Genomic DNA, 12,205 nt, shown 5'->3' with positions numbered 1-12,205 from the left:
TGGCGCGATACTGAACACGAACAAAAAAAGGCCGCAAACGGTATCGTTTGCGGCATCTGTTCCAGATTATTCGATTCCAATTTCGCTTATGTTTTGCTGAAGCTGCGGTACATAAGCGCCAGCAAATACGGCGTGCCGATCACGGCAACGACCAGACCTGCCGGAATTTCCTTCGGCACGATCGCCACTCTTCCGACAACGTCCGCCAGCAGCAGCAGCAGCGCGCCGATCAGCGCCGCGAGCACTACCGCCCGCCGCTGGTTTTGCCCGACCAGCATCCGGGCCGCGTGGGGCGCCAGCAAGCCGATGAAGCCCACCGTGCCGATACAGGAAACGGCGACTGCGGCCAGCGCAACGCCGACGCCCGCGGCAATCAGCCTCGTGCGCTGCAGCTTCAGCCCGAGTCCCAGCGATACCGGGTCGCCGAAGGCGAGCAGGTCGATACGACGGCCCAGCAGCCAAGCCATCGGCACGAAGATGACAATTGCCGCCGCCAGCAGACTAAGCTCCTTCCAGCCGCGGCCGTAGGTGCTTCCCGCGAGCCAGGCCAGCGCCGGAGCGGCCGCCATTTTCGACTGGATGACGAGAAAATGGATCGCCGCCGAGCCGATGGCGGACACCGCGATGCCGACAAGCGTCAACACCGTCGGGTGAAGCGCTTTGCGCCACGACAACGCGTATACGGCGGCTGCAGCGATCAGCGCGCCGGCAAAAGCGGTCGCCGGAAGCAGCGCCCCCGGCGCCGAGGGCCAGATGACGAGCAGCAGCAGCGCACCGGCGCCTGCGCCGGACGTTACGCCGATGACGGACGGGTCGGCCAGCGGATTGCGTACCGCTCCTTGCAGCATAACGCCGGACACGGCCAGTCCGGCTCCCGCCAGCATGGCGACGGCGAGACGCGGAAGCCGCATCTCCAGAATGATGTTCCGATACATATCCTGCCCGCCGCCGAACAGTACGGCAAGCACGTCCTTCGCCGGAATATTTAGCGCGCCAGCAGCCAGACCGGCTACGGTCGCCACGGCTACCAGCGCGGCAAGCACGGCCAGCATAAGCGGATACGGCAGCTTCCTTGCACGGAAGCCGACGCTCATCGAGCTGGACGCCTCCACGCTGCGCTGCTCCTTCGTCCCCCGGACGGCCAGCCAGATGAGCCACGGCGCTCCGATCAGCGCGGTTACGGCTCCTGCGGGCAGCTCGCCAAGCGTGCTGCGGAACAACCGCGCTACCGTATCGGCGCCGATCAGCACGACGGCTCCCCAGAGCGCGCTTGCCGGAAGCAGCAGCCGATGACGGCGCAGCCCGATCAACCGGACGAGATGCGGCGCGATCAGGCCGATAAAGCCGATCGGGCCGACGACGCTAACGGTGACGCTGGCCAGCAGAACCGCGATCGCCAGAGCGCACATACGGGCCGTTCCTACGCGCTGTCCGAGCGATTTGGCCGTCTCGTCTCCCAACTCCAGCATATCCAGCGTGCGGATAAAAAGCGATAGGACAACGGCTCCTGCAGCCAGCCACGGCCACACATGGAAAACACCCTTCCAATCGTTCTGAACGAGCGAGCCGGAGCCCCACATGAACAAGCCGTTCGTCTCATTCTCGTACAGAAGCTGAAGCGCGCTCGTAAACGAAGAGAGCACCATCGTTATGATCATCCCGGCAAGCGCCATCCGCACCGGCGTTCCCCTCGGCCCTCCCGCCATCAAATAAGCCATAACCGCACCGCCGCAGCCGCCGATCAGGGCGAGCAGAAGCGGCGAGGAGGAGGCTAACGCCGGAGCGAATACAGTGGCGGCTACAACGACGAAGTAAGCGCCGGAGTTGACCCCGAACGTGCCCGCCGATGCGAGCGGATTGCGCGTGACGGTTTGCAGCAGCACGCCGGATACGGCGAGGGCCGCACCCGCGAGCAAACCGATGACGGCGCGCGGCATACGGATACTGAGCACCGTTTGGTGCTCCAGACTGCCGGTAGGCGACAGCAGAGCGTCCACAACCGTTCTTGCCGTAATGTTCGCTTCGCCCTGAGTCAAGCTTGCAAACAAAAGGGCGATCAGCGCCAGCAGACCGCCCCCGAACACGAGGATTATTTTCCAGCCGGCGCTCCCGCTTCCGGCATTCGCTGCAGGTACCGTCCTCGCGCTCATTTCGCGGTTAACAAACTTACGGTTTTATCGACGATCTTCTGAATCGACAGCGGTCCGCCGAACAGCCACATATCGCCGCCGATTCCGTACGTCCGCTTTTCCTTCACGAATGCGAGTCCCTTCCAGACCGCGTTATCCTTCAATTGATTCTCAAAAATATTGTCGTCGCTTTGCACTGCGTAAATGAAGTTCGCGCTTTGCACCGCAGCCAGCGCCTCGACGGATGTCGTCGCAAAGCCTTGCGATTCGAACTTCTCCGGCTTGTACGCATTTTTCAAGCCGATTTTGCTATAAATTTGCGAGACGGAGGAGTTTTCGGTCATCATACGAAACACGGCCGCATTCTGATTGCTGAACGCTTGCGTAAGCACATATTCCGCGCCTTCCTTGCCAGCCGCCTTCAGTTTCGCCCGAGCATCCTCGTAAAGTTTATCCAGATTCTGGATCACTTTCTCGGCTTCCGCCTGTTTTCCTACAACGTCCGCCACAACCTTGAACGAGTCTAGCATGCCTGCATACAAGTCTTTCGACGCCTTTTCCGAATACGGGTCGAACACGATCGTCGGGGCGATCGCTTTCAGCTTGTCATAAGACGTTTTGGCGCGAGTCGTCGTCGTTACGATCAGATCCGGCTTCAAGCTCATGATCAGTTCCATGTTAGGCTCTTGACGGTTCCCCACGTCCACCACGCTAGCAGCCGGCGCCGGCTTTGCGTCAACCCATTTTTTGTAGCCGGCAATGTCGGCCATTCCTACGGGCTGAATGCCCAGCGCCAGCAAATCTTCCGCATACGTCCATTCGAGAATGACGATCCGCGAAGGTATGCCCTTGATTTCGGTTGTCCCCATCGCGTGCTCGATTTTTTTCACGGCCGGCTCGGTCGTACTTGCGCCGCCGCCCGCGTTCGAAGTTTCCTGCTTGCCACCCGCTTGCGTGGAGCCGGAACCGTTCGAGCCGGAGGCGCAGCCCGCAAGTAAGATGACAAATGCAATCAGCAGCATGAATGGTTTTGTAAGCTTCAACATGAAGGTACCCCTTTTTTTCAATATAAAATGAGAGTTTCTTTTAAACCGCTCCGACCTTTTCCTTCTTGGACTCGTGGCGTTCCGCCAAGGAACCGCCGGTTTCGGCCGGTCTGTGTGTGTAATGCACAACGCCGTCATCGTCTTCCCCGGCCAGATCGTAAGGCAGACAAAGCGGCTTGCCCGTACGCGGATCGGGGATGACGTCGGCGCGTATGGCGAACACCTCATGCAGCATCTCGGGATGGACGACTTCGGAAGGCGAACCTTCGTAGATGACTTGGCCGCGCTTGATGGCAACGATATGATGGGCGTAGCCGGTTGCATGGTTCAGATCGTGCACGACCATGACGATCGTCCGGCCTTCCTCGCGGTTGAGCCGCTCCAGCAGCTTCAGCACCTCGAGCTGGTGGGCCATGTCGAGGAACGTCGTCGGTTCGTCGAGAAATAAAATATCCGTTCCTTGCGCAAGCGCCATCGCAATCCAGGCGCGCTGACGCTGGCCACCCGACATTTGCTCGATCGGGCGGTCGGCAAAATCGGTCATACCCGTAACGTCGAGCGCCCAGGCGACCATTTCTTTATCTTCCTTGCCGAGCGAGCCGAACCCGCGCTGATGCGGGAAGCGGCCGAACGCGACCAGCTCGCTTACCGTCAGCCCTTCCGGAGCGACCGGATTTTGCGGCAGAATGGCCAGCTGCTTCGCAACTTCCTTCGTCTGCATCTGGTGGATCGACTTGCCGTCCAGAAAAACGCCGCCTTTTTGCGGCTTCATAATCCGCGCCATCGTCTTCAGGATGGTCGACTTGCCCGAGCCGTTCGCTCCCACAAGCGCCGTTATACGCCCCTCCGGGATCGAAAGATCCAGTTGATCTACAATGACTTTATCCCCGTATGCGATATGGAGCTTTTCCGCGAACAATCTCGACATTCGCGCCACGTCCTTCCGATTTTGTATGTAATCGTCCGGCCATCTTCCAACCGTCAAATTGATAACAATTCTCAATTAAACAATATAAATGATAATAGTTATCAATTTCATTGTCAATCCGTTTTCGCAAAAAAAATGCCGCTGCCGGCAACTTGCAACCGGACAGCGGCCATTTAGGCTGCTTCGCTTATTTGGTTTTCGCTTCTAGCTCCTTGATCGCTTTGTCGGCTGCTTCCGCCGCTGTTCGAAGAGCGGAGTTGATGTCCGTTTTGTTCTGGACGATGTCTTCAAGCGCTTTGTACATCGCCGTCTCCGTCGCCGCCGATTGTCTCGACAACATAACCGGGGAAGCAAACTTGTCCGGCAGCAGCGATTTTACGTTTTTGCCCTTGAGCACGTCCGTATCCTGCCCGATCTGCTTGGCAATTTCCGGATTTTTGACGATCGGGGCGTATCCTTTCTTCGCCTGCAGCGTCTGGAACTCATCCGTCGTTAAATAGGATATGATTTCGAACGCCTGCTCCTTGTACTTGGACGTTCCGGTAATGTAGTAATAGGTCGGGTACGTTTGCGTGCCGATGCCCATTTTGTCCTTGAATGACGGGACCTGTACGATATCCCAGTTCATATCTTTCAAGATTGGGTTTGTATAGGCCCCGCCCAAATCGGCGATCATCGCCGCGGTTCTGTCTTTATAGAAGTAATTCCGCTGCGTCGCCAAGCCTTGCACTGTGCTGGCATTGCCTTCGTTACCCGGGATTGCGAAAAATCTCGCGAAGTTTTCCGTCAGTTTTTTGAACCCGTCGCTGTCGAACGTCGGCTTATTCGTCTGCGGATCGACAAACGGAACGGACAGCTGGTTCAAGCGGAACATGTGCGGGAACGACATGACGAAGCCCCTATACTGGATCCCGCCCTCTTGCCGGCTCATCTTCTTCGCCAAATCGTACATCTCATCCCACGTCATTCCCTCTTTCGGATACGGGACGCCGAACTTGTCGAAGATGTCTTTGTTATAAAACAACGCGAGCGTATTCGTGTTGATCGGAAGCCCGTAAATGCCGCCGTTTGCAAGTTTCTTCTGGAATTCGATCGAGGTCGGCTCGATCCGGTTCAAATCATATTGATACGTCTTGATCAAATTGGAAATGTCAAATTCCAATCCATGGGCAATTAAGCTGTCGACCGTCAAACCGCTGGAGGCGAAAATAATGTCGATCGGCTCTCCTGCCGTGATCCGTTCCGTCATCGTTTTGCTCGAATTGCCGATGTAGTACTTGATCTTCACGTGCGGGAACTTTTCCATGATCTTTTTGCCGTATTCGTCCATGAACTGCTCTTCGGTCATCGTGCTCATTCCGTTTATGATCGAGAGCTCGACCGGATCTTTGCGCGGAGCGGGAACGGCCGACGCCTCTCCGGACTTGCCCGAGTCTCCTCCCGATGCCGCCCCCCCGCCGCCGCTGCTGCCGCAGGCGGCAAGCATGGCCGATAAACATACAACCGATACGCTAGCTGCAATTTTCCGTTTCACTTAAAAGACCCCCTGATTAAAAAATTGGATGTAAGCGTATTCCAAAGATGCAATACTTTCGTCAGGCAACTGTATACTCGTCTATTCCGGGCAAAGTTCGGCTTCCAGCAGTTTTCGTCAGCGTAAGTCTCGCATTGCCGCTCCCGTTACCAGAGGCGACCTCACCCCCTTTCCGTCAAGCTTCCTGCCATCCCGGCAGCAGGTATATGCAATGGTAATTGAAACGTTTCAATTTTACTAAAAAAAAGAGACTTAGCGCTCGGTCGATTTCCGCTCTATGATGGTTAGCGGTATTTGTACGATTCGGCTCGCGGCGGACTCCTCTTCCGCACTCTCGTCGCCGGCAGCCCCCAGTCTCGCCATCATCATGCGGACAGCAGCCTCCGCCTGAAGCTTGTACGGAGTCGCAATGCTCGTCATGCTCGGATAGCTAAGCCGGCTCATGGAGGTATTGTTGATACCGACGATTTTCACCTGCTCCGGTATGCGGCATCCGGCCTCAAGCAGCTTGGACATGTAGGAAAAAGCGTTGAAATCGTCGAATACGAGCAGCCCAAGCGGCCCATGCTCGGCGATCAGGCGTTGCAGCTCCTGCAAACACCCCTTCTGTCCGACATCGATAACGCCAGTCTCCGCGCATTCGCCCTCCCCCAACTGCTCCAGCCTGCGCACACCTTCGGCGAAGCCGATCATTCTCTGCTCGTCGGTTGCGGCTGCCATTCGGTTCCCCAGGTAATAAATCGACCGGCAGCCGCGCGCGTGAAGCAGGAGTACCGCATCGGCGCAAGCCGTCGCCACATCCAGATTCACCCGCCCGGCATCGATATCGTCCGGCCAGCCCCAGGCATTGAACAGCACGAGCGGCGTCCCTTCCCGGATGATCGCCTCGGCCGTATCGGGCGGCATCGCCAGTCCGTGGCAGAACAAGCCGTCCACGCGCCGCTGAAGCAGTAGCTCCAAATGCCTGCGTCCCAGCTCCGGCTTTTCCGGCGCAGAGAAAACAGACAGATGATAGCCCTTTTCGAGCACGATCTGTTCGACCTCACCGGCAAATTTGACGAAATATTCATCGTACCTCGGCAGCAGCATGCCGAGCTCATACGTTTTTTGCCGGCTCAAATTGGCGGCAATCGCGTTGCGCCTGTATCCGAGCAGCCGGATCGCTTCGTTCACCTTCAAGACGGTATCCTCGGCCATAGGCACATCGCTGCGCCGGTTCAGCACGTTCGATACCGTTCCGATCGAAACGCCGGCTTTTCTCGCTACATCGACAATCGTCGGGCTTTTTTTCTTTACCATAGGGCACTCACCTGAAAACGGATTCATTGAAACGTTTCAATCATAATGCTTTCTTTTCTTTTTGTCAATCTATGGATGAGTCATCCCTTCTGCCGATACTCCAGCGGGGCAAGGCCGCAATATTTTTTGAATACTTGCGAGAAGTAGGAAAAGTTGGAATAGCCGACTTTGGACGCGATCAGATGGACGGGAATACTCGTGCTCGAAAGCAGCGATTTGGCAATCTCCATTTTCTGCGTCGCGATGTAATCGTTCAGCGAGATCCCCTTGACCTTCTTGAACAGGCGCGACAAATATTCCGGATTAATATAGATCGCTTCGGCGATTTCCGCGCGGCTGCAGTTTTTCTCGATGTTCTGATTGATATAGGCGATGGCACGTTCGACAGGGTCTTGGGCGTGGTGCGCGCCCATCGTCTCTTCCTCCACGTAGTCCAGCACAAAATTGATCAGATCGAGCATCTTGTCTAGCGAAGTATACGACTGAATATAATCGGCGTAAGCATACCGTCCGAAAAAAATATCGCTTGCGTCCAGCTTCATCTGCTTGGCTGCCGTCAGGAACATCTGGATGAAGTCCTGGTGAAAGCGAGCGAGATATTCGGCGGTAATGACGCCAAGCTGCTTCTGGCGCAGCAGGTAGCTGTGGATGTCGTCGCGGACCGTTTTACTGCTGCCGTGCGCGATCAGCATTGCCCAGCTCTGCATATCCGGAATCGAGTACGCATTATCTTTCGGCTGATTCATGTGCTGTATCGTGAACACTTTGCTGTACAGCGCCACATTGTGCTGACGCATTTGGCAGAGCGCCTGATAATGCTGTTTCAGCATAGAAATGGACCCTACATTCGAAACGTAGCAAGCTATAAAACAAGCCAGCTTCTTCTCCGCCGCCGCGATCAATTGGTTCATCATCCGCTCGACGGGAGCGCTGAACGCGCTCTCTGTGTACAGCAGTGCCAAATAATTGACCCCGTCAAGCTGCACAAGCAGCGAGTGCAGCCGGTACGGCTCCGTGAGCTGGGTCAGTTCCTGCGTAAGTTCAGCTCCGCCCGCCTGGTCACTCGGTTTGGTCAGTTGGATGAGTACAGCGCAAAACCGGGTATGCGGCGTTACGCGGACGTCCAGATTGTTCAGATCCCGCAGCAACTGCTCATGATGCTGTCCGGAATCGGCGAGGAAGCTGCGGACGCAGTTTTCCAGCAAATGCGCTTTGTTTTCCCGCCAGTAGGCGCCGTATTCGGAAAGCTGCCGCAGCTGTACGTTCGCATGAATTTTATGAATGGCGCGCTCGATCGACGCCTGGATCGTTTCATAGCTGGCCGGCTGCAAAATGTAGTCGAAGCAGCCGAGCTGCAGCGCCTCCTGGGCGTATTCGAATTCGGAATGAGCGGACAGGAATATGCATTGCAGCGCCGGGTAAGCCTCCCGTACCCATTTATATAACTCCAGCCCGGTTTCCATCGGCATTTCGATGTCGCACAGCAAAATATGTATGTCTTTCTCCTTCAACAAGGTTCTCGCTTCTTCCGCGCTGTAGGCGTGATACACGCGCTCGATTCGCAGCGACTGCCAGTCTACTCCGGCTTTGACCCCTTGCACCACATCGTATTGATCGTCCACAACCAGAACGTTCATTCGGCATCCCCCTCCTTCTGCCGGGGAAATATCGGCAAAATCATTTCCGCCGCCGCCCCTTCTTCCTGATTCATAAAAGCCAGCCAAGCCTTGTCTCCATACAGCATCGACAACCGGTGGCGCAAATTGCTGAGGCCGACATGAATATCCGTGTACATGGTGGAATCGCCGCAGTTCAGCTCCTCCAGAATCGAAGGGTCGAACCCGCTGCCATTATCCTGAATCGTAATATCGGCATAGTTTCCGTCATCGCTTTCCAGCAAAACGGCCTTGATCCGGATCTGAAGCTGCACTTGCGGCTTTGTCGCATATTTAACGCTATTCTCGACGAAGGTTTGGATCGACAGCGGCGGCAAGGGAAAGTCGAGCAGCGCCGGGTCGACCTGCCATTCGCACAGTGGCGGAATATGATGGGCGATATGCTGGATGTGCATATAATTCTGGACATGCTCCATCTCTTGGCGAAACGAAACGAGCTGCAAATTATCCTTAAAATTGTAGCGAAGATGATTGGAGATCGCCAGAATCATCATCTGCATGCGCTCGAAGCTTTGCTGCTGCGCCATGCCGTACAAGCTTTTCAGACAATTGAGATAAAAATGCGGGCGAATTTGCAGCTGCAAATGCTGAAGCTCCGCTTTCTGCCGCCGGATTTGCTGCTCGTAGGCTTCGATTTTCAACTGTTGGATTTCATTCGTCATCTGGGTGAAGGCCGCGTCTACCTGCCTGAATTCCTCAATCCGGTAGTCCTCCAGTTGCTGCGGTCCAAAGCCTTTGCCGATACGGAGCACGAGCCGCTGCCACGGCATTAGCACGGAGCGGTTCAGCAAGACGAGCCGGATCAGAACGAGCAAGACGGTTGCCAGCGACAAGGTGAACAGGATCGCGAATCCGCCTTTGAACACGCCCGGCTTGGGCACGGCAAATATCAACTGAATTTCACTATTGGCGATCGGAGCGCCGACCACCGTATAGTGATCGTTGGTCCATAACCGCTGTTCCACAACAAATTGCCGATTCGTTAGCGCCACCCGATCTTGTGTAGCATAAACAACCTCCACGCCTTCATGCACCAGGTCCAGCGTGTACATATGAGCAAAGTCGACCATGACGGCCGCATACGTTCCATCTTTGCCAAGCAGCCGGAATAAATAAGACTTGCCTTGCACCTCGTACGTGACCCAGCCGCCGTAGTAAAAGTTTTTGCGCGATTCGGCGAGCTCCCGCATTAAACTGCGGATCGCTTCTTTCCCTTCATACGAATACCCTTCGGCAAAAATATCGCGATACGTCCCGTTCATCGTACTGTATATAAAAAAGGCGTCCGCCGCCTTATAGGAATTCAGCGCCGCCGTGAGCTGGATCATGATCTCGTGCGAAGCAAGATGCGCCTGCAAGGGAGAGACCGGGGCGTTCAGCAAGCGGAAGTTATCGTTATTGATGACGAGATGCGTCAGAAACGTATCCAGCGTATTCAAGTCGATCTGCATGTTCCGCGCGTAGAGCGCAAGGGATTGTTGATTGGATTCCACGAACTTGGCGTTGAACGTGTAGTAGGAGTAGATGTTATAGGCAGACAGCAAGCCGATCAGCGGCAGCGTAATGAGCAGCAGGTTGCGAAATACGTTCATTTTGAAGGAAACGCTGATCTTCCTTCTTTTCATGGCGATCACCAAGCCTCAGGGGGAGAGCGGGCTCCGAATGATAGGAAAAAGCCACCACAGAGAACGAGTTTCCCTGTGCTGGCGCTTATGGTTAACCTTTGACTGCTCCAACGGTAATCCCTTTTACAAAGTATTTCTGGAAAAACGGGTAAATAATCATGATCGGCAAGGCGCCGACGACGGCAATCGCCATCTTGATGCCGACGCTTGGCATATTGGCCGCGATTTCGCTGGCATTGCTGCCGGCTGCGCCGCTGGCCAGGAAGCGAACGTCCTGAAGCATCGTATTGAGCATATTTTGCACGCTGAACAGGCTCGGGTCCGTCAAGTAATACAGACCGTTTCGCCAGTCGTTCCAGTAGTTCAAGCCGATCAGCAGGGACAAGGTGGCTACCATCGGCAGCGACATCGGGAGAACGACGCTGAACAGGATGCGGAACTCGCCTGCGCCATCGATTCGCCCGGCCTCGATCACTTCGTCCGGGATGCTCGTCATGAAATACGTACGCATCATTATGACATAGAATGCGTTGAGCAGCAATGCCGGTACGATCAGGGCCCAGATCGTATTGTCGATATTCAAGTACCGGGTCCACATAATGTAGGTGGGAACAAGGCCGCCGTTAAACAGCATCGTGAAGAAGACGAAAAAGGCGAATTTCCCCCGGTGCGGCAAATCTCTTCTGGATAACGGATAGGCAAGCAGCGTCGTCAGAATCATGCTGCTCACCGTGCCGACCACCGATACGAAAATCGTAATGGAGTAGGCTCTCGCGATCGTCTCCATTTTCTTGAACATGTAAGCGTAGCTGTCCGTGCCGAATTTCTCCGGGAACAGCGAGTATCCGTTGCGAATGAGCGTGCCCTCGTCCGTAAAGGAGGAAACGACCAGCAGCGCAAACGGGAACAAGCAGAAAATCATCAAAGCGAACATCACGACATTCGCCAGTATCGGAAACGCTTTTCCACTCTCGACCATTGCCGGCTCTCCTTTACTTAGAATAGGGCGTTCTCTTTGCTGTACTTGACGACAATCCGGTTGGCGATAAACACCAGGATAAAACCGACCAAAGATTGGTACAAGCCTGCCGCAGAGGACATGCCTATGTCGTTCAGCTTGATCAGGCCGCGGTACACATAGGTATCGATCGTGTTGGTGACATCGTACAGCGGACCGGAATCCATCGGAACCTGGTAGAACAAGCCGAAGTCGGAATAAAAAATTGTGCCGATCGCCAGCAGGACTAACGTGATCATTGTCGCCTTGAGTCCCGGCAGCGTAATGTGAACGATCTGCTGCCAGCGGTTCGCTCCGTCGATGACGGCCGCTTCGTAATACCCGCGGTCGATCCCGACCAGTGTCGCATAGTAGATGATGCAGCTATAGCCGAACGTTTTCCAAATATGCACGATAGTCAAAATGTACGGCCAATAATTGGGCTCGGTGTACCAGCTCCTATCGCCGAATCCGAGCGGCTCCATAATGCTGTGGTTGACAAACCCGTACTCGGAGCTGAGCATGGCGAATACCAGATAGCTTACAATGACCATGGAGATCAAATACGGCAGCAGCACGATCGTCTGATAGAGCTTCTTCCAGAACTTCGAGCGAATTTCATTCAGGAGGATGGCCACTGCAACGGCAAGGACCGTCCCCAGAATGATAAAAACTATGTTATACGCAATCGTGTTACGGGTAATGATCCAGGCTTCCTTCGTTTTGAACAGGTATTCGAAATTGCTGAAGCCTGCGAACGGACTCGCCAGGATGCCTTTGTTCCAGTTGACGTGCTTGAAGGCGATAATAATGCCGCCCATCGGGATGTAGTTGTTGATCAGCAAATAGAGCAGGCCCGGAAGCATCATCAGGTACATGGGGATAAAACGCTTGTGGTTCATCTTGCGCTTCGGTCTGTCCGCCTTTAACGCAACGCTCATTGACGTTCACCTTCCTTATCGCTCAAGAGG

Annotated in this window: 9 protein-coding genes; all 9 read right to left on the bottom strand. The window is 55.2% G+C overall.

What is annotated here, in order from left to right; all coding sequences use genetic code 11:
• Positions 1–86 precede the first annotated feature (86 nt).
• The 9 genes from fhuB to D7M11_RS10480 all read right to left on the bottom strand — a co-directional run bounded on the left by fhuB (position 87) and on the right by D7M11_RS10480 (position 12,175).
• A complete protein-coding gene (gene fhuB, locus D7M11_RS10520; RefSeq protein ID WP_120747160.1) occupies positions 87–2,150 on the bottom strand; it encodes a Fe(3+)-hydroxamate ABC transporter permease FhuB in 2,064 nt (687 codons plus the stop codon).
• Entirely contained in the window at positions 2,147–3,175 is a 1,029-nt protein-coding gene (locus D7M11_RS10515) for an ABC transporter substrate-binding protein (protein ID WP_193556164.1), read from the bottom strand. The genes fhuB and D7M11_RS10515 overlap by 4 nt, the downstream gene beginning before the upstream one ends.
• 40 nt (positions 3,176–3,215) lie before the next feature.
• The gene (locus tag D7M11_RS10510) at positions 3,216–4,103 is read right to left on the bottom strand and encodes an ABC transporter ATP-binding protein (RefSeq protein WP_120747159.1); all 888 of its coding nucleotides are present in this window, start codon (positions 4,101–4,103) and stop codon (positions 3,216–3,218) included.
• A 187-nt stretch (positions 4,104–4,290) separates the two neighbouring features.
• Complete coding sequence (locus tag D7M11_RS10505) at positions 4,291–5,637, bottom strand: ABC transporter substrate-binding protein (RefSeq protein ID WP_120747158.1); 1,347 nt, start codon at positions 5,635–5,637, stop codon at positions 4,291–4,293.
• A gap of 252 nt (positions 5,638–5,889) precedes the next feature.
• Positions 5,890–6,936, bottom strand: a complete 1,047-nt coding sequence (locus D7M11_RS10500; RefSeq protein ID WP_120747157.1) for a LacI family DNA-binding transcriptional regulator — start codon at positions 6,934–6,936, stop codon at positions 5,890–5,892.
• A gap of 80 nt (positions 6,937–7,016) precedes the next feature.
• Positions 7,017–8,573 carry a response regulator transcription factor gene (locus D7M11_RS10495; RefSeq protein ID WP_120747156.1) on the bottom strand — a complete coding sequence of 519 codons (1,557 nt, stop codon included), beginning with the start codon at positions 8,571–8,573 and terminating at the stop codon, positions 7,017–7,019.
• Positions 8,570–10,237, bottom strand: a complete 1,668-nt coding sequence (locus D7M11_RS10490) for a sensor histidine kinase (RefSeq protein WP_120747155.1) — start codon at positions 10,235–10,237, stop codon at positions 8,570–8,572. The genes D7M11_RS10495 and D7M11_RS10490 overlap by 4 nt, the downstream gene beginning before the upstream one ends.
• A gap of 91 nt (positions 10,238–10,328) precedes the next feature.
• Complete coding sequence (locus tag D7M11_RS10485; protein WP_120747154.1) at positions 10,329–11,216, bottom strand: carbohydrate ABC transporter permease; 888 nt, start codon at positions 11,214–11,216, stop codon at positions 10,329–10,331.
• A 17-nt stretch (positions 11,217–11,233) separates the two neighbouring features.
• Positions 11,234–12,175: an ABC transporter permease gene (locus tag D7M11_RS10480; RefSeq protein ID WP_120747153.1), complete on the bottom strand. Its 942-nt coding sequence runs from the start codon at positions 12,173–12,175 to the stop codon at positions 11,234–11,236.
• Between the last annotated feature and the right edge of the window lie 30 nt (positions 12,176–12,205).

The sequence above is a fragment of the Paenibacillus ginsengarvi genome, assembly GCF_003626695.1.
GTDB lineage: Bacteria > Bacillota > Bacilli > Paenibacillales > NBRC-103111 > Paenibacillus_AB > Paenibacillus_AB ginsengarvi.
This window is presented reverse-complemented; position numbering and strand designations above follow the sequence as displayed.

Excerpts from the sequence above, each read along its gene's own strand:
- D7M11_RS10485 (WP_120747154.1), bottom strand. The coding sequence starts at position 11,216 with ATGGTCGAGAGTGGAAAAGCGTTTCCGATACTGGCGAATGTCGTGATG.
- D7M11_RS10490 (WP_120747155.1), bottom strand. The coding sequence starts at position 10,237 with ATGAAAAGAAGGAAGATCAGCGTTTCCTTCAAAATGAACGTATTTCGC.
- D7M11_RS10515 (WP_193556164.1), bottom strand. The coding sequence starts at position 3,175 with ATGTTGAAGCTTACAAAACCATTCATGCTGCTGATTGCATTTGTCATC.
- D7M11_RS10495 (WP_120747156.1), bottom strand. The coding sequence starts at position 8,573 with ATGAACGTTCTGGTTGTGGACGATCAATACGATGTGGTGCAAGGGGTC.
- fhuB (WP_120747160.1), bottom strand. The coding sequence starts at position 2,150 with ATGAGCGCGAGGACGGTACCTGCAGCGAATGCCGGAAGCGGGAGCGCC.
- D7M11_RS10480 (WP_120747153.1), bottom strand. The coding sequence starts at position 12,175 with ATGAGCGTTGCGTTAAAGGCGGACAGACCGAAGCGCAAGATGAACCAC.
- D7M11_RS10510 (WP_120747159.1), bottom strand. The coding sequence starts at position 4,103 with ATGTCGAGATTGTTCGCGGAAAAGCTCCATATCGCATACGGGGATAAA.
- D7M11_RS10500 (WP_120747157.1), bottom strand. The coding sequence starts at position 6,936 with ATGGTAAAGAAAAAAAGCCCGACGATTGTCGATGTAGCGAGAAAAGCC.